This window comes from Neisseria sp. HMSC066H01 (assembly GCF_001837375.1).
In the GTDB taxonomy this organism is placed as follows: Bacteria; Pseudomonadota; Gammaproteobacteria; order Burkholderiales; family Neisseriaceae; genus Neisseria.
In genome coordinates this window covers 300565-325075 of the sequence record NZ_KV832193.1, presented here as the reverse complement: position 1 = coordinate 325075, position 24511 = coordinate 300565, and the positions used below count along the sequence as shown (strand labels likewise).

Genomic DNA, 24511 nt, shown 5'->3' with positions numbered 1-24511 from the left:
TGTGTATAAGAATAGAGTTGAATTTTAATATTTTTATTTTTCAATAAGATAAAAAGAATGAATATGTGGATAATTAATTGTGGAAAATGACATGATTTAGGCCGTCTGAAAGGTTCAGACGGCCTTCTCATTGGATTGCTTTATCTACTTTCTATCAGGCTGCCGGCAGCTCGTGAAAAGCGGTGGGCAATTCTTCGTCATCGGCAAGCTCAACCCATTCGTAAGCCGTTTCATCTGCCAAAACGGCACGCAACAGCGCATTATTGATGGCATGACCTGATTTGTAACCTTCAAATGCGCCAATAATCGGATGGCCGACAATGTACAAATCGCCAATTGCATCCAGGATTTTGTGGCGGACAAATTCATCGGGATAGCGCAAACCTTCCGGATTCAAAACGTCCATATCGTCAATCACGATAGCGTTGTTCAAATTGCCGCCTAGTCCGAGATTGTGGGCGCGCATCATTTCTACTTCGTGCATAAAGCCGAAGGTACGGGCGCGGGCAATCTCATCGATATAGGATTTTCCTGCAAAATCAATCTCGAAAGTAGGTGAGCTGCGGTTGAACACGGGGTGATCAAATTCGATGGTTAAAGTAACTTTAAAGCCGTCGTAAGGCGTAAAGCGCACCCATTTTCCGGTTTCTTTGATTTCAATGGGTTTGAGGATTCTTAAAAAACGTTTTTGGGCTTTTTGATCGACAACGCCTGCATCTTGTAAAAGGTAAATAAACGGCAGGCTGGATCCGTCCATAATCGGAATTTCAGGCGCGTTCAATTCAATCAAGGCATTATCGATGCCGTAGGCAGACAGAGCCGACATAATGTGTTCAATCGTGCCGATGCGCACGCCCTTATCGGTAACGATGGTTGAAGAGAGGCGGGTATCATTGATCAAATAAGGATTCAATTTGATTACTTCGCCCATTTCCCCGCTCAAATCAGTACGGCGGAACGAAATACCGCTGTTTTCTTCGGCAGGATGCAAAGTCAGAGCGACCCTTTCGCCCGAATGCAGGCCAACGCCGGTAACGCTTACTGATTTGGCTAAAGTCCGTTGCAGCATAATTGCTTCCTTTTAAAAAATCTAATGGGCAAATGATACGTTAAAAAGGAAAAAACAAGCCATCATTTTTAATAGTATTTGCCAATATGGATGTTTTGCAGGGATGAACTTCACGTTTTGAATTATCCACAAAGGTGTGTGAAATTGAAGTGGGTAATTTGGTTTTTATCCACAGGTAAATAGGGAAACTAAGATTTTATCCTTTTTTATTCCGACATTCAGTTGGGGTTTGCCTCAAAAATAAAAAGTGATTATTAGATTGGTTTTAAAGAAAAATATTCTATTATCCACAAAGGATCAGGACCATCATCAAAATCATCATTTTAAAATTTTAAATACTATGATTTGAAGAAAAGACTGTGCTATCAGCACAAAAACGGCAAAATACAGAAAAATAGAACTAAATTTATGAAAATCATAAACTTATAAAAAAACTAAGATGAAAAAATGAAATTTATGAAATAAAATACCAAAAAACAGGACTATTTAGACAAATCCGATATTTTCCTACAAGCAAGAATTTCACGTTTTGTTTATTTAAATCAAACATTTTAAAAGTAATTCCATGTAATTCTAGAAAGTAATTTTATTTCAGGATACAATGGCCTCACTGAGAAATTTTTCCCATTCCATCTAAAGGAGTAGCAAAATGAGTATTAAAGTAGCGATTAATGGTTTTGGCCGTATCGGTCGTCTGGCATTGCGTCAAATTGAAAAAGCCCAAGGTATCGAAGTCGTTGCTGTTAACGACTTGACTCCTGCCGACATGTTGTTGCACCTCTTCAAATACGACAGTACCCAAGGCCGCTTTGAAGGCTCTGCCGAATTGAAAGACGACGCTATTGTTGTTAACGGCAAAGAAATCAAAGTATTTGCCAATCCTAATCCTGAAGAATTGCCTTGGGGCGAGCTGGGTGTGGACGTCGTCCTCGAATGTACCGGTTTCTTTACCAATAAAACCAAAGCGGAAGCCCATATCCGTGCCGGTGCGCGCAAAGTTGTGATTTCGGCTCCCGGCGGCAATGATGTGAAAACTGTCGTATACGGCGTAAACCAAGATATTTTGGATGGCAGCGAAACTGTTATCTCCGCCGCTTCTTGTACGACTAACTGTCTGGCCCCTATGGCTGCAGTATTGCAAAAAGAATTCGGTATTGTTGAAGGCTTGATGACCACCATCCACGCTTATACCGGCGACCAAAACACTCTTGACGCGCCACACCGCAAAGGCGACTTCCGCCGCGCCCGTGCCGCTGCCTTGAATATCGTACCGAACAGCACCGGTGCCGCTAAAGCCATCGGCTTGGTTATCCCTGAATTGAACGGCAAACTTGATGGTTCTGCCCAACGTGTTCCCGTTGCTACCGGCTCTTTGACCGAACTGGTTTCTGTTCTGGAGCGTCCTGTGACCAAAGAAGAAATCAATGCCGCGATGAAAGCTGCCGCCAGCGAGTCTTACGGCTACACTGAAGATCAAATCGTTTCTTCCGACGTCATCGGTATTGAATACGGCTCACTCTTCGATGCCACTCAAACCCGCGTAATGACCGTAGGCGACAAGCAATTGGTGAAAACCGTTGCTTGGTACGATAATGAAATGTCTTACACTTGCCAATTGGTTCGTACCTTGGAATTCTTTGCCAGCAAAATCTAAAGGATAATAGGCTGAATCAATCAGTCTGTGGATAACTCAAAGGCCGTCTGAACATTTCAGACGGCCTTTCGTTTGTAGAAAATTTCAATCTACAATCAGATTGTGGATAGTTTAATCACTGTGGCACATTTGTTTTCTATCCTAAACTGCACTTCATAATCCGCAATATTCATTACATAAATCCGTTCGGGAATATCTTGGTAGGCAGGACGGGGATCTTGGGCAATGCTTTGCTCAATAAGGTGTTTTTCTTCTGTGGATAAATGTTCTGAAAGGGTATTTTCTGCCCAGACTACACTCAATTCTTCAGGTTTGCCGCTGACAAAGCCCGATGATGCGTCTGGTTTGGATTCGACAAACGGGATGTAGGGTTTGATATCCACTACCGGAGTACCGTCCAACAGGTCTGCGCCGCTGCAATAAATGCGGACAGGTTTGCCTGTTTCGATGCGTTCGAGTTTCAGCAGGGATAAACCGAGATGATTGGGGCGGTGTGGGCTGCGCGTGGCAAATACGCCCATTTTTTGTTTGCCTCCAAGCCGTGGCGGACGCACCATTTGCACCCAACCTTCATCCAATACGCCGTGGAAAATAAAACTTATCCACACATAGTCGAAATCTTCCAAGCCCCGAACGCTGTCTGCGGTAAATTCAGGAGTGAGTTCAATGCAAATTTCTGCCGCAGGAACCAAACCTGGTTGGCGGGCAATGCCGAATTTTTGCTTGTAGGGGGAATGAACGGTTGCAATAGGCGTAATCGAATAGGACATAATTTGTGGATAAATATACTGTGCAAACTGTCATCATATCATAGATGTTTTCCCACATTTTGCAGTCGTAATTTGTTATAATACAAAGCATTTATTCCAAATGTCCGAACATTGGCAATAAATGCAAAATTTAAATTATTTAAAATAAAATCAATAGGTTATATTAATCCATGATTGTTTCTATCGATGTAGATGCACAAAAAACGTTTACGCCTTTGTGCCCGAAAGAATTGCCCGTTGCCGAAGGTCATCTGATTGCGGATGAACTCAATGCCCAAGCTGTATTGGCGGATTTGCGCGTGATGACGAAAGATGCACATCATGCCGTGGCAAAATGGCTTGTGGATAATCCTGTTGATATGTTGAAACCGACGGGTTTGCCCGATGCGGATTTGACTTGGGTGGCGCATGCGATGGTTGGAACATATGGCTATGAATTGTTGGATGGCCTGCCTTCAGCCAAAGAATACGATTATTGCGTTTGGAAAGGCGTTGATCCTGAATTGCATCCTTACGGCGCATGTTTTCACGATATTGAAGAAAAACTCAGTACAGGTTTGATCGAATGGTTGCGCTGTCAAAATGCAGATACAGTTATTGTCGGCGGTTTGGCAACGGATTATTGTGTGAAGACAACGGTTTTACAGTTGCTTAAAGGCGGGGCTTGGAAAGTCATCGTCAATCAGGCGGCTTGCCGCGGTATTGCTCCGGAAACGGTTGAATCTGCATGGAAGGAAATGCGTTCCGCCGGGGCTATTATTTTAGAAAACGCTGAAGAAATAAAAAAATACATTAATAATCAATAAATTATATTTAAAATTTCATTGTTTCACGTGAAACATCTTTCAAAATATGAAGATTTTACTTGTCCGCTTGTCCAGTATGGGCGATTTAATTCACACGTTGCCCGCAGTTGAAGATTTGGCGCGACAATGTCCTGAGGTAGAGCTCCATTGGCTGTGTGAGGTAGGGTTTGCAGATATTGCCTACTTACATCCTTTTGTCAAAAAGGTTCATGTAATGAAATGGCGGCAGTGGCGCAAACACCTTTTTCAGGCTGAAACGTGGCGTGAAATAGGCCGTCTGAAAACGGATTTACAGGCTGAATCTTTTGATTTTGTTTTAGATAGTCAAGGACTGATTAAAAGCGCATGTTTTGCCAAAATGGCGAAATCCCCTATTTACGGTTTGGATAAACACAGCGCGCGTGAAAGTTTGGCTGCCCTTGCATACGGTAAAACATTTGCCGTGCCGAAAGGTAAAAATGCGGTTTGGCGAAACCGTGAGTTATTCGCCCAAGTTTTTGGTTATACAATGCCTGAAACGCAGGTATTTGGTTTGTCGGTTCCTGAATCAGGCTGTCTGAAAAATGTGCAATCCCCCTATTATGCTGCTTTGCATGCAACCAGTCGCGACAGTAAATTATGGCCGGTAGAACACTGGCGTGTATTATTGAAAAAGTTGAATGAAGAGCAACAATGCAATGTATATCTGCCGTGGGGAAATGAAACCGAAAAAATGCGTGCCGAACAGATTGCAAACGATTTACCGTTTGCTTTCGTCTGCGACAAAATGAATTTATTACAGGCTGCATTTTTATTGAAAAACGCAGAGGGTATTATTGGCGTAGATACCGGATTGCTGCATCTTGCCAATGCGTTGGAAAAGCCTGTCGTAGGAATTTATACGGATACAGATCCGGCTAAGACCGGCGTTCAAGTTTCGGCTTATGCGAAAAATTTAGGCGGTATTGCTCAAATTCCCAATGTTGACGAGGTTTACCAAACCTTAATGGATTGTGTTGCAGCATACGGTAAATAATTGCTGGAGAGTTAGATTTATTTTCTGAGTAAATGCTTTAGAAATGATATAATTCCGCTCTATTTGCCAATATTTATATAAATTTGGTTTTGTCATGTTGGTGAAAACCGAATTGGATTTTATATAAAGAATGTATCAAAATCAGTATGCTTGATTTGATGGACATTCTTTTTAGGAGAATTGAATGAAAGCACTGGTCGCAGTAAAGCGCGTAGTGGACTATAACGTCAAAGTTCGTGTGAAAGCCGATGGTTCCGATGTGGATATTGGTAATGTCAAAATGTCGATGAACCCGTTTGATGAAATCGCGGTAGAAGAAGCTGTCCGTTTGAAAGAAGCCGGAAAAGTAAGCGAGATTGTTGCTGTTTCTCTTGGTGAGAAAAAATGCGAAGAGACGTTGCGTACTGCTTTGGCGATGGGTGCCGACCGTGCGGTTCATGTTGAAACTGATGCGAAGTTGGAGCCTTTGGCCGTTGCAAAATTGCTGAAAGCTGTTGCGGATAAAGAAAATCCGCAAATTTTACTGCTGGGCAAACAGGCAATTGACGATGATGCCAACCAAGTTGCCCAAATGCTGGCTGCGTTGTTGAATGCGGCTCAAGGTACTTTTGCATCAAAAGTGCAAATTGAAGGCGAAGAAGCATTGGTAACCCGTGAAATTGACGGTGGCGAAGAAACTGTTGCGTTGAAGTTGCCTGCGGTGATCAGTGCGGATTTGCGTTTGAACGAACCACGCTTTGTCAAACTTCCTAATATCATGGCGGCAAAGAAAAAGCCTTTGGAAAAATTAAGTCCTGCCGATTTGGCTGTGGATATTTCTCCGCGTTTAAATACCGTGAAATTTGCCGAACCTAAAGCACGTCAAGCCGGTGTGAAAGTAGCTGATGTTGCCGAGTTGGTTGAAAAGCTGAAAAACGAAGCCAAAGTGATCTAAGGAGTATGAAATGAGCGTATTGATTATTGCGGAACATAATAACCAACATTTGAATCCTGCCACTTTGCATGCGGTAACGGCTGCCGCCAAATTAGGTAATGTAGATTTATTGGTTGCCGGTAGCAATGCTGCTGCGGTGGTTGAAGAGGCGAAACAGGTTGCAGGCGTAGCGAAGGTTTTGGTAGCCGATGCGCCCTATTACGCTGAAGGTTTGGCAGAAGAATTAGCGCCTTTGGTTGTTAAACTGGCTGCGGATTACCGCTATGTGGCTGCGACTGCAACTGCGTTTGGTAAAAATCTGTTGCCCCGAGTAGCTGCCCTGTTGGATGTGCCACAAGTTTCGGATTTAACCGAAGTTGTGGATAACTCGACATTTGTCCGTCCGATTTATGCCGGTAATGCATTTGAAACCGTTCAATCCAATTCTGAAAAACTGGTGCTGACTTTCCGTGCGACAGCATTTGATGCTGCCGGACAAGGCGGTAATGCAGAAGTGGTCAATGTTGAGGCAACACCTGCTCAAAACCTGAGCCGTTTCGTAAACCGTCAACTTTCTCAGTCTGACCGCCCTGAATTGACTCAGGCAAAAGTGATTGTTTCCGGTGGCCGTGCATTGGGCAGTGCTGAAAAATTTAATGAAGTGTTGACTCCTTTGGCAGATGTTTTGGGTGCGGCGATTGGTGCGTCCCGTGCGGCAGTGGATGCCGAGTATGCGCCAAACGATGCCCAAGTGGGTCAAACCGGTAAAGTGGTTGCGCCGCAACTGTACTTCGCTATCGGTATTTCCGGTGCTATCCAACACGTTGCCGGTATGCAAGACAGTAAAGTAATTGTTGCCATCAACAAAGATGCTGATGCGCCTATTTTCAATGTGGCAGATTACGGCTTGGTTGGTGATTTGTTTGAAGTTGTGCCTCAACTGACTGAAGCACTGAAAAACTAATGTTTCACGTGAAACGTTCAGACGGCCTTTTATAACAAAGGCCGTCTGAAAATATTTTGGCATGATTACGACCTATAAAACCATTACTACACCGACACAGGCTGAATTTAAAGATAAAGGCAGCCGCTTCATCGCATATGCCTATCCGATCCGCACATTAGCTGATGTGAAGAAATATCTCGACCCATTAAAGGAAGAGCATCATAAAGCACGACATTGGTGCTACGCCTATCGATTGGGTGTGGATGGAATGCAGTTTCGCGCAAATGATGATGGAGAACCGTCCGGGAGCGCTGGCCGCCCTATTCTGGGGCAGATTGATTCTGTTGGCGTAACGGATGTATTGGTTGTGGTTGTGCGCTATTTTGGCGGTACGCTATTGGGTGTTCCCGGTTTAATTCATGCCTATAAGGAATCAACGGCTCAGGCACTGGCGATAGCTGAAGTTGTTGAAAAAAATGTTGAGAAAACGGTTTGGTTGAAGTGTGAATATCCAGTTTTGAATGAGGCGATACGGATTGCCAAACAATATCAGGCCGATATTGTGGAACAGGATTTACAGCTGGATTGTAAGTTGACAGTAAAAATAGCGTTGGCAGATTATGAAGCCTGTATTGCCGCCTGGAAAAATACGCGCCAAATTGAAGTAAATACTGAGAAGCCGTTTGAATAAAAGGTCGTCTGAACATATTTGATCAATCAAAAGTTTCAGACGGCCTTTGATGTTTTAGCCTTGATATCTGTCTAAAGCATTTACGCTTGAGCGCAAATGTTCCCAAGCCAGTTGATGAAATTCCCCCAATGCGTTCCATAGGGCATCTTCGCTCATAATGCTGTATTCGCCCTGTGTACGCAAATCAACATCTGCACCTTCTTCAATGGCTTGATAACACGCTTGGTATTCGTTGGTATAGAATTCATCCATGTCCTGCATGAGGCTTGCAGCATGTTTCCAACGGGCGATATCTGCTTCCAGTTGCGGCAGTAATTCGCACCATTCGCGGTATTTGCTTTGAATTTCGTCAATACGTTTTTGCATGATTTTCCTTTCGTTGTTTGAAATTAGAGTATGGTTGTCTTGGTGCAATATTATTCTTAATTTGAAACAGCTATACAAGATGGAATAATAATTCCATCGATTGAATTTAATTGACAACATCTATTCTTCAAGGAGACGGTATGAAATTGCTCGTTATTGGTAATGGTGGACGTGAACACGCACTGGCTTGGAAATTGGCGCAGTCGTCTAAAGTAGAAACTGTCTTTGTTGCACCTGGTAATGCCGGAACGGCAATTGAACCTAAACTTCAGAATATCGCATTAACGGCGCATCAAGATTTGATTGATTTTTGCCGTAATGAAAATATTGCCTTTACCGTAGTCGGTCCTGAAGCGCCTTTGGCTGCAGGTGTGGTCAATGACTTCCGTGCTGCCGGATTGAAGATTTTTGGCCCTACTCAATACGCGGCCCAGCTGGAGAGCTCAAAGGATTTTGCTAAAGCGTTTATGGCAAAATATAACATTCCAACTGCGCAATACCAAACCTTTGAAAATGCCGATGCAGCACATGATTACGTCAACCGAAAAGGTGCGCCGATTGTTATTAAAGCGGATGGTTTGGCTGCCGGTAAGGGCGTGATTGTCGCCATGACTTTGGATGAAGCCCATGCCGCTATCGACGATATGTTGTTGGGTAACAAAATGGGCAATGCAGGCGCGCGCGTCGTGATTGAAGATTTCCTGCAAGGCGAGGAAGCGAGCTTTATCGTTATGGTGGACGGCAATCATGTTTTGCCGATGGCAACCAGTCAAGACCATAAACGCCTGTTGGATGACGACAAAGGCCCTAATACCGGCGGTATGGGCGCATACAGCCCTGCTCCGGTGGTAACGCCTAATGTGTATGAGCGCGCGATGAATGAAATTATTTTGCCGACTGTGGCCGGTATGAAAGCAGAAGGTCATGAATTTACCGGCTTTTTATACGCGGGCTTGATGATTGATAAAAACGGTGAGCCTTATACCATCGAATTCAACTGCCGTTTCGGCGACCCTGAGACCCAACCGATTATGAGCCGTTTGAATAGCGATTTGGTGGATTTGGTTGAAGCAGCAATCGACGGCAAACTGGATAGTGTTACTGCCGAATGGAATCTTCAGACTGCCGTAGGCGTGGTGTTGGCCGCACAAAACTATCCTGACTCTCCGAAAAAAGGCGATGTGATCTTCGGCTTGGATAAGGCCAATCAAATCGGTAAAGTTTTCCATGCCGGTACTGCAACGAATGAAAAAGGCGAAGTGGTAACCAACGGCGGCCGTGTGTTGTGTGTCGTCGGTTTGGGCGATGATGTTGCACAAGCTAAGAGTAAGGCTTATGAGGCATTGGAAACCATTCGTTTTGACGGTATGCAATACCGTAAAGACATTGCCGATAAAGCCATCAACCGTTAATAATGAATAGAAATAGGCCGTCTGAACACAGATTGTCCGACAATCGCAGTTTCAGACGGCCTTGGTATATGATGATGTTCCCCAGAATTTTATCGGCTGCAGCCCAACGTAGGTTGCAGGCGCATCTTAAAAAAGGCGGTTTGGTCGCCTATCCCACCGAATCTTGCTATGGCTTGGGCTGTGTCCCTACTTTGCCTAAAGCACTCAACCAACTAATCCATCTGAAAAAACGACCGCAACACAAAGGTATGATTGTCATTGGCCATAGCTTGGAACAGTTGCAACCTTTGCTGCAAAGGCCGTCTGAAAATATCCAAACCATGCTGCATGAAGCATGGCCGGCTCCGAAAACTTTTTTATTGCCGGCCGGCAAAAAAGTATTGCCTTCGTTGCGGGGAAAAGGACGCAGTAAATTGGCTGTTAGGGTTCCAGCGCATACAGGTGCAAGGCGTTTGTGTCAGGTTTTGGAAATGCCTTTAGTCTCTACTTCATGCAATCGCGCAGGCAAACGGGCGTGCAAAACGGAAAGGGAAGTCAGAAGACAGTTTGGCAGGAAAGTATGGGTTGTAGGCGGATTGATAGGTAAGCAGAAAACGCCCAGCCAGATTATTGACGGAGAAACAGGAGCAAGGCTGCGTTAAAGAAGGGCTGTATCATCAAAGGAAAGGTATTCATTTGGAGAAGCGAATTTTTTTCAAAAGGTTGGAATACCTGTGTGAAAAGCATTTAGTGCAGATCCAGTTTGATACATAGCAGTCTAGAGTATAAATCAGTATTTTGTGAAAGAATGAAGCAAATTTTGAGCGTAAATGAATCGCTGTAATAAATTATTTTTGAATAAACAAATTTTGTGGATAAATTTGAAGATAAATTTCCATAAAAACATAAAAAGGCCGTCTGAAACTTGATATTCAAAGCATTCAGACGGCTTTTTAAATATTTAAACTGTGGATAACTTTGTGAATAAGTGTGGATTAAAGCTTATGTCCGCACACCGTTTCGTATTGTTTTTCAGTAATCGTGCCGCTCATGACGCTCATTGGGCGGATGCTGGTCGGAGTATAGCTTTGGTTGGAAATCACCCGGCCGTGTTCGTCCATCAGTTGCAACGCTGCCAGGCGATAGGTTTTGTTTGAGCAATGAATTTCCCAGCTGCCGATGGCCGTTTTATAGGCAGGCGTGTTGACGAAACGTTCCTCTTTCAGTTTGGAAACGGTTTTTTTATCGCGGAAAGTAACCAGTGCGCCATTTCTTTTAATGCTGCTTTTATCAATGGCTACTTTGATATTGCCTTCAGAGATGGTGCCGATGTTGGTCCAGCTGCCACCGCCGCTTGAAGTGGTGGTTGTTTCACAGGCACTCAACATCAAAGCCGTAAATACGGTTGCAGCCAGGGAAAAACGTTTGATATTCATAAAACCTCATTATTTACAGAAAGTCAGCCGATATTATCCGTGAAGATGGCATATATCGTAAATCGATTTTGCAAAGTTGAACCTCTGAAAAGAATTTTATGAAAAATACGCTGAAAAGGCCGTCTGAAACCTGCTTTTCAGACGGCCTTGAAGTGTAAAATCATGTATAATTGCAAACAATTTGGTTTTCATCCCATAGGAAGATCCGACATGATTAACCCTATCGCTGCACTTTCCCCATTAGATGGCCGCTATGCCAAATCCGTTGAAGCATTGCGTCCGATTTTCTCCGAATACGGCCTGATGCGTGCGCGTGTCAAAGTTGAATTAAACTGGCTCAAAGCCCTTGCCGCCGAGCCTAAGATTGCAGAAGTTCCTGCTTTCAGCGATTTTACGCTTGCCGAAATCGACAAAGTGATCGAAAACTTCTCACTTGAAGATGCCGCCGCCGTCAAAGCCATTGAGGCGACCACCAATCACGACGTCAAAGCCATCGAATATTGGCTTAAAGAACGCTTCTCTGGCGTGCCTGAAGTGGCTGCTGCCAGCGAGTTCATTCACTTTGCCTGCACCAGCGAAGATATCAACAACCTGTCCCACGCTTTGATGCTGCAAGAAGCGCGTGAGACTGTTTTGCTACCGAAACTGGCCGAAATCATCGAAAAACTGACCGGCATGGCGCATGAGTTGGCTGCCGTCCCTATGATGAGCCGCACGCATGGCCAGCCTGCGACGCCAAGCACACTGGGTAAAGAAATCGCCAATGTCGTGTACCGCCTGCAACGCCAGTTTAAAAACCTGCAAGCGCAAGAATTCCTCGGCAAAATCAACGGCGCAGTCGGCAACTACAATGCCCATATGGTCGCTTATCCCGATGTGGATTGGGAAACCCATTGCCGCAACTTCGTTGAAATCAGCCTCGGCCTGACCTTCAACCCCTACACTATTCAAATCGAGCCGCACGACTATATGGCGGAATTCTTCCAAGCCATCAGCCGTGTCAACACGATTCTGATCGACTTCAACCGCGACGTTTGGGGTTATATTTCATTGGGTTACTTCAAACAAAAAGTCAAAGCAGGCGAAGTCGGTTCTTCCACCATGCCGCACAAAGTTAACCCGATCGACTTTGAAAACTCCGAAGGCAACCTCGGTATGGCTAATGCCGTATTGGGCTTTTTGTCCGAAAAACTGCCGATTTCCCGTTGGCAGCGCGACCTGACCGACAGCACCGTATTGCGCAATATGGGCGTAGGCGTGGGCTATACCGTATTGGGCTTTGCCGCCCATCTGCGCGGTCTGAACAAGCTTGAGCCGAATCCTGCCGCCCTTGCTGCTGATTTGGACGCTACTTGGGAGCTGTTGGCCGAGCCGATTCAAACCGTAATGCGTCGTTACGGCGTAGCCAATCCTTACGAGAAGCTGAAAGACCTGACACGCGGTAAAGACGGCATTACGCCTGAAGTATTGAAATTCTTTATCGAGTCGTTGGAAATTCCGGCAGAAGCCAAAGCCAAATTGCTTGAGCTGACTCCTGCGTTGTATGTGGGCAAAGCCGAAGAGTTGGCAAAACGAATTTAAAAGGCTTTTGTAGGGCATACTTTCTTAATTATTGAGATTTTTTGATAAATAAGAAACCAACCCTCTACATCCGACAAATCAAAAAGGCCGTCTGAAATTTTTTTCAGACGGCCTTTTTCGATTCAATCCGTTATTTTACTTTGCCCTTCAACGCGCCGTAGCCGGCAGCGTCCATTTCTTCCAAAGGAATGAATTTCAAACTTGCGCCGTTGATGCAATAGCGCAGGCCGCCTTTGTCTTTCGGGCCGTCGGGAAAGACGTGTCCCAAGTGCGAATCGGCGGCATGGCTGCGCACTTCGGTGCGGCGCATGTTGTAGCTGAAATCGTCGTGTTCGGTAACGGCGGCGGCGTTAATCGGGCGGGTGAAGCTTGGCCAGCCGCAACCGGAATCGAATTTGTCGGCGGAGCTGAACAGGGGTTCGCCGCTAACGACGTCCACATAAATGCCGGGTTTGAATAGATGATCGTATTCGTGGCTGAAGGCGTATTCGGTCGCGCTTTTTTGGGTCACTTGGTATTGCTCTTCGGTCAGGATGCTTTTGAGTTCGGCATCGCTGGGTTTTTTATACGTTGCCGCGTCGAAGGCTTTGCTTTGCGGGGCGGCTTTGGTTTTGCCCGGCAGCGGTTCGTCGGCTTTGCGGATGTCGATGTGGCAGTAGCCGTTGGGGTTTTTAATCAGGTAGTCCTGATGGTATTCCTCGGCGTCGTAAAAGTTTTTCAGCGGCTCGTTTTCGACGACGAGGGGCTGTTGGTATTTTTGCTGCTCGCGTTTGAGGGCGGCGGCGATGACGGCTTTTTCGGCAGGGTCGGTGTAGTACACGCCGCTGCGATATTGTGTGCCGATGTCGTTGCCTTGTTTGTTGAGGCTGGTCGGGTCAACGACGCGGAAATAGTATTGCAGGATGTCGTCTAGGCTGAGTTTGTCGGCATCGTAGGTAACTTTGACGGTTTCGGCATGACCCGTATCGCGGTAGGACACGTCTTCGTAGCTTGGGTTTTCCGTTTTGCCGTTGGCGTAGCCGGATACTGCGTCAACCACGCCGTCTATGCGTTGGAAATAGGCTTCCAAGCCCCAGAAGCAGCCGCCGGCGAGGTAGATAGTGCGCGTATTCATGATTGCTGAATCCTTTTTCTGTGTATCAGGTTTGTAAAATGTGTTTTTCAGACGACCTAAATCGGCATCGGGATCGCGGATTAAAGCCAATGCCTGCGCTTCATTGATACTGCCTTTGACGATGCGCTGCACGTCGCCGTCCTTGCCGATTAATGCCCACGAAGGGTAAACGCCGATATTCAGGCTTTGGGCGATGGTGCCGCCGTTGTCGGTAACGATGGGTAGCTTAGGATAGTTCAAACCGGCATACCATTTTTGAAAGTCGCCGTCTTTTTTCTCGTGTAGAAAACCGGGCGAAGCAACGGTAATTAGGTTGGCAGAACCGAATTGTGCATCTTGCGCCCATTTTTCGGTTTGTCCCAATTCGGACAAACACAAAGGACACCAACTTGCCCAAAATTTAATCAGGGTGGGTTTGTCTTTTTTCAGAAAAACACTGGCAGGGCGGTTGTCAGGGGTTTTCAACGAGGACAAAGCCTGCGGTATGGTTGCGGCTTCGGTATCCATCATTTTGGATGAGCAGGCGCCAAGCGCAAGCAGGCAGCCGAACTTGGTGCAAAGTGAAAATAATGTGCGGGGATTCATCGCTATGTTTCCTGTATGGATGGTTTGTCTCGTTAGACGTTGGAAATGCTAAAACCTGACAACCTTGATTTTCAGACGACCTTGCCACGTAAAATACGCTACAATACTCCCTATTTCAAGTTTCTAAAATTAAAAGGAAAATTTAATGTTCAGCTTCTTCCGTCGCAAGAAAAAACAGGAAACTCCGGCTCCCGAGGAGGCTCAAGTTCAGGAAACCGCAGCAAAAGTAGAATCTGAGGTTACTCAAGTAGTTGAAAATATTAAAGAAGATTCCGAATCTTTAGCAGAAAGCGTCAAAGGGCATGTTGAATCAGTTGTTGAATCGGCTGTTGAAACCGTCAGTGAAACCGTTGAGCAGGTTCGGGAAGCTTTGACCAAAACGCTGTCTGAAACAGTCGAAAAAGTAGAAGAACACGTTGAAGCGGCAAAAGAAGCGGCTGTTGAAATCGCCAGCGAGGCTGTTGAACAGATTCAAGAAACCGTTGCCGAGATGCCGTCTGAAGTGGCCGAGGCTGCTGAGGAAGTAGCGGAACAGGCTGAAGCGGTAAAAGAAACGGCCGTTGAAACCGTCAGCGAGGCTGTTGAGCAGGTAAAGGAAACTGTTGCCGAAATGCCGTCTGAAGTGGCCGAGGTTGCTGAGGAAGCAGCAGAACAAACCGAAGCAGTCAAAGAAGAAGCTGTTGAGGCAGTTAGCGAAGCTGTCGAGCAAGTTCAAGAAGCCGTTGCGGAAACACCGGCTGAAGCCCCTGCTCCGGTAGAAGAACACAAGCTCAGTTGGGCCGCGCGTTTGAAACAAGGCTTGACCAAATCACGCGACAAAATGGCAAAATCGTTGGCCGGCGTGTTCGGTGGCGGACAAATCGACGAGGATTTGTACGAAGAGCTGGAAACCGTGCTGATTACCAGCGATATGGGCATGGAAGCCACCGAATACTTGATGAAAGACGTGCGCGACCGTGTCAGCCTTAAAGGCCTCAAAGACGGCAACGAATTGCGCGGTGCGCTGAAAGATGCGCTGTACGATTTGATTAAGCCTCTAGAGAAACCTTTGATCTTGCCGGAAACCAAGGAGCCTTTCGTGATTATGCTTGCCGGTATCAACGGCGCAGGCAAAACCACGTCTATCGGCAAACTCGCCAAATATTTCCAAGCTCAGGGCAAATCTGTATTGCTGGCGGCAGGCGATACTTTCCGTGCCGCCGCGCGTGAGCAGCTTCAAGCTTGGGGCGAACGCAATAATGTGACCGTGATTTCGCAAACCACAGGCGATTCCGCAGCCGTTTGCTTCGATGCCGTCCAAGCCGCGAAAGCGCGCGGGATCGACATTGTGCTGGCCGATACAGCAGGCCGTCTGCCGACGCAGCTTCATTTGATGGAAGAAATCAAAAAAGTGAAGCGCGTGTTGCAAAAAGCCATGCCTGATGCGCCACATGAAATCATTGTTGTGCTTGATGCCAATATTGGTCAAAACGCCGTCAACCAAGTGAAAGCCTTTGACGAAGCATTGGGTTTGACCGGCCTGATCGTCACCAAGCTCGACGGTACGGCCAAAGGCGGTATCCTTGCCGCCCTTGCCTCTGACCGCCCAGTTCCCGTCCGCTACATCGGCGTAGGCGAAGGCATCGACGATTTGCGTCCGTTTAATGCCAAAGCGTTTGTGGATGCCCTATTGGATTAAACGGACAGGCTGAGGCTTGTCAACGCAGTTTGCGGAGGATTTCTGAGCCGTATTTTGAAAGATTCCGCATTCGGTTGATACCAGCCAAACAGGCTGTTAAAAAGGCCGTCTGAAACCTAAAATCAGGTTTCAGACGGCCTTTATTTATTTGCAGGTTTAGTTTTTCCGTGCAGTAACAAACTCGGCCAGTTGGCGCAGGCGCAGGGCTTTGCCGCCGAATGGCTCGATCAGGGCAACGGCTTCTGCGATCAGCGTTTCTGCGTAAGTACGCGCGGTGTGCAGGCCCATCAGTTTGACGTAGGTCGGTTTGTCGTTGTCCGAGTCTTTACCGGCGGTTTTGCCCAAGGTGGCGGTATCGGCTTCGCAGTCCAATACATCGTCGATCACTTGGAAAGCCAGGCCCAATTTGGCGGCGTAGCGGTCTAAGGTTTGGATTTGCGCCGGTGTTAAGTCCGGGCAGGAAAGTGCGCCTAAGGCCACGGCCGCGCGGATGAGTGCGCCGGTCTTGAGGCTGTGCATCTGTTCCAATTCGGCCTGATTCATGGCTTTGCCGACATTGGCCAGGTCGATGGCTTGTCCGCCCGCCATGCCGAGGCTGCCGGATGCCTGGGCCAGCGTGGACAACATGGCAAGCTGGCGTTCGGCAGGCAGGCCTGTCGGACGGCTCAATACATCAAAGGCTTGGGTTTGCAGCGCATCGCCGACCAAAAGGGCGGTTGCTTCATCGTATTGCACATGGCAGGTCGGTTTGCCGCGGCGCAGGCTGTCGTTGTCCATCGCCGGCATATCGTCGTGAACCAGCGAATAGACGTGCACCATTTCGATCGCCGCCATCGCCTGCTCGACGGCATTTTGGTTTGCTTCGCCCAATTCGGACGCGGCAAGCACCAAGAGCGGGCGCAGCCGTTTGCCGCCGCCGAGGGTAACGTAACGCATGGCTTCGTGCAGCGTGTGCGGCACTTGGTTTTCATACGGCAAGAAATGCGCCAGCAGCAATTCGGTTTGCGCTTGGGCTTTTTGCTGCCATGTTTTGAGTTCATTCGCCGGGTTCAAGGTTCAACTCCTTCAGTTCGCCGGCATCCAAGACTTGCAGTTTCTGCTCGACTTCCGCCAATTTGGTTTGGCAGTATCTGACCAATTCGTTGCCTTCCTGATAGGCGGCCAGGGCGTCTTCCAGCGGCATTTCGCTGCTTTGCATGGCCTGGGTCAGGGTTTCAAGGCGGGATAAAGCTTCTTCAAAGGATTGGGGGGCGTTTTTTTTCATGGTTTGAAATGATGGGCAGAAAAGGGGAATTGTAGCATTTTTAGATGATGAAGGCCGTCTGAACGGGGATGAAAACGAAATCAAAGATTTCTGTTTCTTTGTTCAGACGGCCTTTTTTCAAACGGAATAACGTTATCAGCCCGGTAAAACGGCTTTTTGATAGTTGAGCGCGATAAACTGTTTCTCGGCATCCAATTCAGTGATTTTGAACAATGCCTGCGATTTGGGCAGCGCGTCAAACGGAATACCAGTCGCGCGCGTTACCAGCGGCAGCCCCTCAATGCGGACGAGGTCCTCTTTGAGGATGGTCGCGGTCAGCTCGCTCGTGCCTTGCTGTTGCAGGTACACGAGGCTCCAGTAGGCTTCCATTTGGCGTTGGAAGTCGGCGTAGGCTGTATAGGCGGCATCGAAGTCGCGCAGCGCGGCGAAAAGCTCGGCATCGCTGTTTTGATACAGCGGCTCGGCAGTGTCGTCGATCAGGCTGATCAGCTGCTTTTGGTTGATGTAGTCGGCGGCGCGGCGCAGCGGCGAGGTGAACCAGCCGTAATGCTGCACGCCCATGCCGATGTGCGGTTCGGATTTGGTGCTCATGCGCACTTTGCCTGCCGGTTGGACGCGGAAAAGGCCGGGCAGCTCGTTTTCGTCCAGCATCTGCGCCCAAGTACTGTTGGCGAGAATCATCATCTCGCTGACCAGCGTATCGATGGGCGAACCGCGTTCGCGGCGGACGACGGATACGTTGCCTTCCTCATCCAATTCGATGCTGTAATCGTATTGCGGCGCGCGGTCTGGCTCGTATTTGCCGCGCGCTTTTTGCAGGGCGATGGCGAATTGATAGAACCAAATCAGGTCTTGATGGTGGGCAAACATCATTTCGCCGGCTTCGTCCAAGCCGGTTTCGGCGTTGAAATGCGGCTCAATGGCTTGAATGCGCAGGTTTTCGGCGATGTTGACGGCTTCAATTTTGCAGGTTGGCGCGCCGACGTTGAACTCGCTGTCCACATCGAAATAAATGCTGACGGCAGGGCGGTACGCGCCTGCATCAAGGCTGAACGCGGCAATCCAGTTTTCGGGCAGCATGGTGATTTTGCCACCGGGGAAATAGACCGTGCTCAAGCGTTCCATGATGTTTTTTTCCATTTTGTCGCCCGGTTTAACGGCAAGCGACGGCGCGGCAATGTGGATGCCGACGCGCTTCATGCCATTGCCCAAGTCGGTCAGGCTCAAAGCATCATCGACTTCGGTGGTCGATTCGTCGTCGATGGAAAAGGCGGTAACGTCGGCCTTGGGCAGGTCGGGCATTTCAGGAAGCGGAAGATCGGGGAAACCTGTTCCTTTGGGGAAATATTTGATTTCAAAGCCGTCTTGCAGGTATTGGGGAATGGATGTAATGCCGCCCGTTTTTTTCGCCAATTCATAGGCGGAGGTTTTCAGCGCATCGGCGGCTTTGGTAAAGGCTTTATAGGTCAGCGACTGCTTGTCGGGCGCGTGCAGGATGGTTTTCAAATCCGCCGCGATTTCAGACGGCATCTCGCCGCGTTTCAAGGCTTCCGCCCAAGCGTCGATTTGCGCGTCTTGCTGTTTTTTGCGTTCGATGGCGGCAAGCGCTTGTTTCAAAGTTTCTTCAGGCGCGGCTTTGAACACGCCTTTGGCTTTTTTGTAGAAATACATCGGCGCGGCGTACAGCGCAATCAAGGTCGCCGCCAGCTCGGTTTTGGTCGGCGCATGGCCGTAATATTCTTCGGCAATCGCCTCAGCGGTAAACTCCTCTTCGCCGCATACTTCCCACAATAAATCGGTGTCGATGTCCGCCGCCTGCGCCTGCGCGTTCTCCAAAAACGCCGCCATATCGCCGTCAAACTCGGCAAAGACATTATTTGCCTTCACTTTGGTGCGTTTGCCGTGTTGGGTATCGACTTGGTAGGTAGCGTCGTTTTTTTGGACGATGGAGGCAACTTTGAATTGGCCGGACTCTTCGTAAAAGATATTCATTTTTTTAGGATTTTATGATTTGTAGGAAACGCGTGATTTTAGCAGATTTGCACAAGAAAGGCCGTCTGAAAAACATACTTTCAGACGGCCTGTTCAAACGGCGGATGATTAATACTGATATGCCGCCAGTTTGCGTTTGATTTCAGGCAGGGCGGCGCGTGCGGCCTGTTCGCCCAATTGGATGGCGCGTTGTTTTTGGTCGAAACCGCCAACCGAACCCAGCTCCAAAACCTGCGGTTTGATGACCACATTGGCTTGGCCCAATTCTTGGTGCAACGCAGTTTGACTCATTACGTTGAAGGTTTGGTCAAGATAGGAGAACATGCCTTGGCTGACGTTTTTGGCCGGACGGGCGGAAATATCGACGGCAATGATGAAGTTTGCACCCAGTTTTTTCGCCGCGCTGACCGGTACGGGCTGCGACAGGCCGCCGTCCACATATTTGCGGCTGCCGATAACGACAGGTTGGAACACGTTCGGAATCGAAGCAGAAGCGCGGACGGCCTGTCCGGCATTGCCTACGTTGAACACCACCGGTTTGCCGCTTTCAAAATCGGTCGCAACGGCGGCAAATTTGATGGGGAACTGCTGCATCGGACGATTGCCGACTTTACGGTTGATGTAGTTTTGCAGTTTTTCGCCTTTGATGAAGCCGCTGGTGGACAAGGTCAAATCCACCAAATCGGTTTTACCCAAAATTTCCGCTTCCAATTCGAGGCGGTCGGGCGACATTCCCGAAGCGTACATACTGCCGACAATCGAGCCTGCGGATGTGCCGGTAACGATTTTGATCGGAATATTGTTTTCTTTCAAAACCTTAATAATCCCGATATGGGCAAATCCTTTGGATGCGCCGCCGCCCAAAGCCAGCGCAACCGTGGCTTTCGGTTTGGGTGCAGTATGTGAAACCGTATTTTGACCCTGCGTAGAAGGTTTGGATTGCGGCGCGTTGCCACTCGGGCAGGCGGCCAATACCAAGACGGACGAAGCGGCTAAAAACGTTTTGAATGTGGAAAAAAGTTTATTCATGTTCAGACAGCCTTTAATATGTCGAAGGGGTTATTTTACTCTGAAATTAAGTCGAAAGGCCGTCTGAAATCAAGTTTCAGACGGCCTTTTAAATCCAGCTCAAGCCAATTCGAGCTGTTTTTCCAAACTTTCGACCAGTTGGTCGTCCAAATTCAATGCTTGGGACAAACGGCTCAGGAACACGATTTCCTTGCGCGACAAGTCCGCGCAGACCAATCGGGCCGCCAGATAAGTTTCGGCTGCCAAAGCCTCGTCATTGCCGACAGAAGCGGCAATTTGCTCGATAGAGGCCGGTTGCGCATATTCCGCCTGCAACCATGCCGCAGTTTCCGCATCGCTGCCGCTTTCACGCTCAATGGCTGCGCGTTCCGCATCGTCAATCAGGCCGTCTGAAGCCGCCGCCGCAATCATCGTTTGCAAAATCACACGGCTGTGGTTTTCACCAAGCAGGCCGGCAGGTTGGAACGCACTTTGCGGCAATTCGTCCTGCTGGCGGTTTTGCTTCCAGTTTTGATAGCCTTTATAAGCCAGAAAACCCAAAGCGGCGACCGATCCGGCCTTGACCAGCTTCTTCGTGTTTTTCTTTTTCAACAGCATCGATGCCAAAGCACCCGTCAGCGCGCCGCCGCCGAAAGAATTGAGCGGACTGTCCGCCACCGCTTTGCCGCCTTTTTGAGCCGCACCCAAAACCTGATTGAGCAACTGACTGAAATCCATAAAAAATCTCCTGAAAACAAATACATTGCAAATATAGGGCAGAAACACCCAAAAACCAAGCCAAAGAAAGTTAAAAGGTGCAAACAAGTTTTCAGACGGCCATAGCCGACTTTCGGTACAATCACACCATTCCAAACAATAAACCCCATCATGACCGATACCGCCCAAATCATTACCAGCTATGGCCGCCGCTATATTGTCCGCACCCCCGACGGCCAAACATATGACGCCACCACCCGCAAAAAACGCGTCGATTTCGCCTGCGGCGACCAAGTCCGCATCAGCCCCATCAACGGCGAACAAGTCGTGATTGAAGACTACCTCCCGCGCGAAAGCCTGCTCTACCGCCAAGACGCGTGGAAAACCAAACTGATTGCCGCCAATGTTACCCAACTGCTCATCGTAACCGCCGCCAGCCCCTCGCCCAGCGAAGCCCTGTTGCAACGCGCCCTCCTCGCAGCCGAAGCGGCCGGCATTAACGCCGTCATCGTCCTCAATAAAGCCGACCTCCCCGAAGCCGCCCAATGGCGCGAGAAACTCAAATTCTACGAAACCCTCGGCTACCCCGTGGTCGAAACCAACGCATTGGAAAACGCCGACATCCTGCGTCCCATTTTAGAAGGGCAAACCAACATCCTGCTCGGACAAAGCGGCATGGGCAAGTCCACCCTGACCAACGCCCTACTCGGCAACCAAGCCGCCCGAACCGGCGACATTTCCACCGCACTCGACTCCGGCAAACACACCACCACCCACGCCCAACTGTACGATTTAAACGTAGAAACCCGACTCATCGATTCCCCCGGCCTGCAAGAATTCGGCCTACACCATCTCCAAGCCGCCGATTTATTACAATACTTCCCCGACCTGCGCCACCTTATCGGCCAGTGCCGTTTCCACAACTGCACCCACCGCGCCGAACCCGGCTGCGCCGTCAAAGCCGCTGCCGAATCAGGCGAAGCCAAACCCGAGCGTATTGAGTTTCTGCAACGCGTTACCGATGAATTGTTGAGATAAAGTTTGAGTGGAAATAAGCGTTTGGATAAATAAAAAGGCCGTCTGAAAGTTTCAGACGGCCTTTTGTTGAAGTATAACCAAATTTACCTTTCAACCGGTATCGGTACCTTAGCGGGAAAGAGACGGTGCTTTTCGTGGCGGATTGATCATGAGAAGCACGGCTTCTTCAATTTGTTTGTCCTCCCGATCATGGAGTTCTACCGGAAACTTCAGACGCAACACTGTAATAATAGCGCCAACCGATAAGCCTGCATCATTAAGCAACTCAATTTCTTTAAGTACCGGTGCGGAAAGGTTTAACATGGTTTCTCCTTATGGTTTGGCTAAGCCTTAGCCTACTTTATCCCCGGGCTGTGCGCCTGCGTCGACATCGAGGAGCTTCAGTTTGCCCTCTGCCGTGGCGGCGGAGAGGATCATGCCTTCGGATACGCCGAATTTTGCCATTTTGCGCGGGGCGAAGTTGGCGACGGCGATGACCATGCGGCCGTTCAATTCGGCAGGATTTGGGTAAGATGCGGCGATGCCGGAGAAGATGATGCGTTTTTCAAAACCGAAATCGAGGTCGAATTTCAAAAGTTTGGTGCTGCCTTCGACGGCTTCGCAGTTCAATACTTTGGCGACGCGCATGTCGATTTTCATGAAATCGTCGAAGCTCGCTTGTTCGGCGACTTTTTCGTATTTGCTCTCTTCGGCGGCAGGCGCGGCTGTGGCGGCGATGCTTTGTTTGTTGGCTTCGATTAAATCGTCCACTTGTTTTTGCTCCACTCGTTGCATTAAATGTTCGTACTTGTTGATGGCGTGTTCGCCTAAGGTTTCGCGTGTATTTGCCCAAGTGATGGCTTCCAAATTTAGGAATTTGGCGGCGTTTTCGGCCACTTTCGGCAATACGGGGGCGAGGTAGGCGGTCAGCATGGTAAAGGCGTTGATGAGTTCGCTGCATACTTCGTGCAGGCGTTCGTCTTGGCCTTCTTGTTTCGCCAATTCCCAAGGTTTGTTGGCATCAACGTATTCGTTGACAATGTCCGCCAAGGCCATGATGTCGCGCAGGGCTTTGGCGTATTCGCGGCTTTCATAGCATTCAGCAATGGCTTCGCTTTGCGCAGTCAGTTTTGCCAGCAATTCGCTGTCGGCAACGTCTTTCAGACGGCCTTCAAAGCGTTTGGCGATGAAACCTGATGCGCGGGCGGCGATGTTGACGTATTTGCCGACGAGGTCGCTGTTTACGCGCGAGATAAAGTCTTGCAGGTTCAAATCGATGTCTTCGATTTTGCTGTTGAGTTTGGCGGCGATGTAGTAGCGCATCCACTCGGGGTTCAGGCCTTGTTCCAGATAGGATTTGGCGGTGATGAATGTGCCGCGCGATTTGGACATTTTTTGTCCGTCGACGGTCAGGAAGCCGTGTGCGTACACGCCGGTCGGGGCGCGGTGGCCGGAGAAATGCAGCATGGCGGGCCAGAACAGGGCGTGGAAATAGAGGATGTCTTTGCCGATGAAGTGGTACATCTCGGTTTGGCTGTCGGCTTTGAAATATTCGTCGAAATCGATGCCGATGCGGTCGCACAGGTTTTTAAACGACGCCATGTAGCCGACGGGCGCGTCCAGCCAGACGTAGAAGTATTTGCCCGGCGCGTCGGGGATTTCGAAACCGAAATACGGCGCGTCGCGGGAAATGTCCCAGTCGGACAGGGTGGTTTCTTCGCCTTCGCCCAGCCATTCTTTCATTTTGTTGAGGGCTTCAGCTTGCAGATGGGGCTTGCCGTCGTGCGGGTTGTTGCCGGAAGTCCATGCTTTGAGGAAGTCGGCGCATTCGCCCAGTTTGAAGAAGAAGTGTTCGGATTCGCGCAATTCGGGTTTGGCACCGGAAACGGCGGAATACGGGTTGATCAGTTCGGTCGGGGAATAGGTCGTGCCGCAGACTTCGCAGTTGTCGCCGTATTGGTCTTGGGCGTGGCATTTGGGGCATTCGCCTTTGACGAAGCGGTCGGGCAGGAACATTTGTTTTTCAGGGTCGAAAAGCTGCTCGATGACGCGGCTTTCGATTTTGCCGTTGGCTTTCAGCGCGCGGTAAATGTCTTGGGAAAACTGTTTGTTTTCAGGGGAATGGGTGCTGTAATAATTGTCGTAGCCGATATTGAAACCGGTAAAGTCGGCGAGGTGCTCTTCGCGCACTTTGGCAATCATGTCTTCAGGCGCAATGCCTTGTTTTTGCGCGGCAAGCATCACGGGCGTGCCGTGGGTGTCGTCGGCGCAGCAGTAGTAGCATTCGTGGCCGCGCAGTTTTTGGAAGCGTACCCAAACGTCGGTTTGGATGTGTTCGACCATGTGGCCGAGGTGGATGCTGCCGTTGGCATAGGGCAGCGCGGAAGTGACAAGGATTTTGCGTGTCATGGTTTGTGCTTTTAAAAACAATGGATAAAGATATTGGGAATTATACCGCAAAACAATACGCAAAGGCCGTCTGAAACCCGATTGCCGGT

The 24511-nt window shown here is 48.7% G+C and carries 23 protein-coding genes; 11 read left to right on the top strand and 12 right to left on the bottom strand.

Annotated features, from left to right (window positions below):
- Positions 1 to 154 precede the first annotated feature (154 nt).
- Entirely contained in the window at positions 155 to 1069 is a 915-nt protein-coding gene (gene lpxC / locus HMPREF2551_RS03920; RefSeq protein WP_070837276.1) for a UDP-3-O-acyl-N-acetylglucosamine deacetylase, read from the bottom strand.
- A 649-nt stretch (positions 1070 to 1718) separates the two neighbouring features.
- Here lpxC and gap point away from each other — a divergent pair.
- A complete protein-coding gene (gene gap, locus HMPREF2551_RS03915) occupies positions 1719 to 2723 on the top strand; it encodes a type I glyceraldehyde-3-phosphate dehydrogenase (RefSeq protein ID WP_003747744.1) in 1005 nt (334 codons plus the stop codon).
- A 95-nt stretch (positions 2724 to 2818) separates the two neighbouring features.
- Here gap and tsaA read toward each other — a convergent pair whose 3' ends face one another.
- Positions 2819 to 3493, bottom strand: coding sequence for a tRNA (N6-threonylcarbamoyladenosine(37)-N6)-methyltransferase TrmO (gene tsaA, locus HMPREF2551_RS03910; protein ID WP_070837274.1), 675 nt, complete (start codon positions 3491 to 3493; stop codon positions 2819 to 2821).
- Between the two features lie 170 nt (positions 3494 to 3663).
- Between tsaA and HMPREF2551_RS03905 the strand changes: the two genes are divergently transcribed.
- The 5 genes from HMPREF2551_RS03905 to HMPREF2551_RS03885 all read left to right on the top strand — a co-directional run bounded on the left by HMPREF2551_RS03905 (position 3664) and on the right by HMPREF2551_RS03885 (position 7864).
- The gene (locus HMPREF2551_RS03905) at positions 3664 to 4299 is read left to right on the top strand and encodes a nicotinamidase (protein ID WP_070837272.1); all 636 of its coding nucleotides are present in this window, start codon (positions 3664 to 3666) and stop codon (positions 4297 to 4299) included.
- A gap of 46 nt (positions 4300 to 4345) precedes the next feature.
- The gene (waaC, locus tag HMPREF2551_RS03900; protein ID WP_070837270.1) at positions 4346 to 5314 is read left to right on the top strand and encodes a lipopolysaccharide heptosyltransferase I; all 969 of its coding nucleotides are present in this window, start codon (positions 4346 to 4348) and stop codon (positions 5312 to 5314) included.
- 184 nt (positions 5315 to 5498) lie between these two features.
- A complete protein-coding gene (locus tag HMPREF2551_RS03895; protein ID WP_003686610.1) occupies positions 5499 to 6248 on the top strand; it encodes an electron transfer flavoprotein subunit beta/FixA family protein in 750 nt (249 codons plus the stop codon).
- 10 nt (positions 6249 to 6258) lie between these two features.
- Positions 6259 to 7191, top strand: coding sequence for an electron transfer flavoprotein subunit alpha/FixB family protein (locus HMPREF2551_RS03890; RefSeq protein WP_063076339.1), 933 nt, complete (start codon positions 6259 to 6261; stop codon positions 7189 to 7191).
- A 61-nt stretch (positions 7192 to 7252) separates the two neighbouring features.
- Positions 7253 to 7864, top strand: a complete 612-nt coding sequence (locus HMPREF2551_RS03885; RefSeq protein ID WP_049323008.1) for an IMPACT family protein — start codon at positions 7253 to 7255, stop codon at positions 7862 to 7864.
- 54 nt (positions 7865 to 7918) lie between these two features.
- Here the strand turns inward: HMPREF2551_RS03885 and HMPREF2551_RS03880 are convergent, their stop codons facing one another.
- Positions 7919 to 8230 carry a DUF4298 domain-containing protein gene (locus HMPREF2551_RS03880; RefSeq protein ID WP_070837268.1) on the bottom strand — a complete coding sequence of 104 codons (312 nt, stop codon included), beginning with the start codon at positions 8228 to 8230 and terminating at the stop codon, positions 7919 to 7921.
- 140 nt (positions 8231 to 8370) lie between these two features.
- Here HMPREF2551_RS03880 and purD point away from each other — a divergent pair, with 140 nt between their 5' ends.
- Together purD and HMPREF2551_RS03870 are read left to right on the top strand one after the other, a co-directional pair.
- Positions 8371 to 9642: a phosphoribosylamine--glycine ligase gene (gene purD, locus HMPREF2551_RS03875; protein WP_070837266.1), complete on the top strand. Its 1272-nt coding sequence runs from the start codon at positions 8371 to 8373 to the stop codon at positions 9640 to 9642.
- A gap of 71 nt (positions 9643 to 9713) precedes the next feature.
- Entirely contained in the window at positions 9714 to 10283 is a 570-nt protein-coding gene (locus HMPREF2551_RS03870) for an L-threonylcarbamoyladenylate synthase (protein WP_070837343.1), read from the top strand.
- Between the two features lie 333 nt (positions 10284 to 10616).
- On the opposite strand, the gene HMPREF2551_RS03865 is transcribed toward HMPREF2551_RS03870, so the two are convergent.
- Positions 10617 to 11057, bottom strand: coding sequence for a surface-adhesin E family protein (locus tag HMPREF2551_RS03865; protein WP_070837264.1), 441 nt, complete (start codon positions 11055 to 11057; stop codon positions 10617 to 10619).
- Positions 11058 to 11267: 210 nt separating this feature from the next.
- Between HMPREF2551_RS03865 and purB the strand changes: the two genes are divergently transcribed.
- Positions 11268 to 12638, top strand: coding sequence for an adenylosuccinate lyase (purB, locus tag HMPREF2551_RS03860; protein ID WP_070837262.1), 1371 nt, complete (start codon positions 11268 to 11270; stop codon positions 12636 to 12638).
- Between the two features lie 130 nt (positions 12639 to 12768).
- On the opposite strand, the gene msrAB is transcribed toward purB, so the two are convergent.
- Entirely contained in the window at positions 12769 to 14337 is a 1569-nt protein-coding gene (gene msrAB, locus HMPREF2551_RS03855) for a bifunctional peptide-methionine (S)-S-oxide reductase MsrA/peptide-methionine (R)-S-oxide reductase MsrB (RefSeq protein ID WP_070837259.1), read from the bottom strand.
- A 145-nt stretch (positions 14338 to 14482) separates the two neighbouring features.
- On the opposite strand from msrAB, the gene ftsY reads away from it, so the two are divergent.
- Complete coding sequence (gene ftsY / locus HMPREF2551_RS03850; protein WP_283122409.1) at positions 14483 to 16015, top strand: signal recognition particle-docking protein FtsY; 1533 nt, start codon at positions 14483 to 14485, stop codon at positions 16013 to 16015.
- Positions 16016 to 16171: 156 nt separating this feature from the next.
- Here the strand turns inward: ftsY and HMPREF2551_RS03845 are convergent, their stop codons facing one another.
- The 5 genes from HMPREF2551_RS03845 to HMPREF2551_RS03825 all read right to left on the bottom strand — a co-directional run bounded on the left by HMPREF2551_RS03845 (position 16172) and on the right by HMPREF2551_RS03825 (position 21017).
- The gene (locus HMPREF2551_RS03845; protein WP_070837257.1) at positions 16172 to 17068 is read right to left on the bottom strand and encodes a polyprenyl synthetase family protein; all 897 of its coding nucleotides are present in this window, start codon (positions 17066 to 17068) and stop codon (positions 16172 to 16174) included.
- Complete coding sequence (locus HMPREF2551_RS03840; protein WP_003681131.1) at positions 17052 to 17279, bottom strand: exodeoxyribonuclease VII small subunit; 228 nt, start codon at positions 17277 to 17279, stop codon at positions 17052 to 17054. The genes HMPREF2551_RS03845 and HMPREF2551_RS03840 overlap by 17 nt, the downstream gene beginning before the upstream one ends.
- Positions 17280 to 17414: 135 nt before the next feature.
- Complete coding sequence (locus HMPREF2551_RS03835) at positions 17415 to 19271, bottom strand: ribonuclease catalytic domain-containing protein (RefSeq protein ID WP_070837256.1); 1857 nt, start codon at positions 19269 to 19271, stop codon at positions 17415 to 17417.
- A gap of 108 nt (positions 19272 to 19379) precedes the next feature.
- On the bottom strand, positions 19380 to 20300 hold the full coding sequence (locus tag HMPREF2551_RS03830) for a patatin-like phospholipase family protein (protein WP_049333053.1): 921 nt from the start codon (positions 20298 to 20300) through the stop codon (positions 19380 to 19382).
- Between the two features lie 99 nt (positions 20301 to 20399).
- A complete protein-coding gene (locus HMPREF2551_RS03825; protein ID WP_070837254.1) occupies positions 20400 to 21017 on the bottom strand; it encodes a tellurite resistance TerB family protein in 618 nt (205 codons plus the stop codon).
- A gap of 150 nt (positions 21018 to 21167) precedes the next feature.
- Here HMPREF2551_RS03825 and rsgA point away from each other — a divergent pair, with 150 nt between their 5' ends.
- Positions 21168 to 22034 (top strand): ribosome small subunit-dependent GTPase A, encoded by an 867-nt coding sequence (gene rsgA / locus HMPREF2551_RS03820; protein ID WP_070837251.1) that lies wholly within the window; start codon positions 21168 to 21170, stop codon positions 22032 to 22034.
- 108 nt (positions 22035 to 22142) lie between these two features.
- On the opposite strand, the gene HMPREF2551_RS03815 is transcribed toward rsgA, so the two are convergent.
- Together HMPREF2551_RS03815 and metG are read right to left on the bottom strand one after the other, a co-directional pair.
- Positions 22143 to 22337, bottom strand: a complete 195-nt coding sequence (locus tag HMPREF2551_RS03815; RefSeq protein ID WP_003747785.1) for a hypothetical protein — start codon at positions 22335 to 22337, stop codon at positions 22143 to 22145.
- 27 nt (positions 22338 to 22364) lie between these two features.
- Positions 22365 to 24422: a methionine--tRNA ligase gene (gene metG / locus HMPREF2551_RS03810; protein WP_070837249.1), complete on the bottom strand. Its 2058-nt coding sequence runs from the start codon at positions 24420 to 24422 to the stop codon at positions 22365 to 22367.
- Between the last annotated feature and the right edge of the window lie 89 nt (positions 24423 to 24511).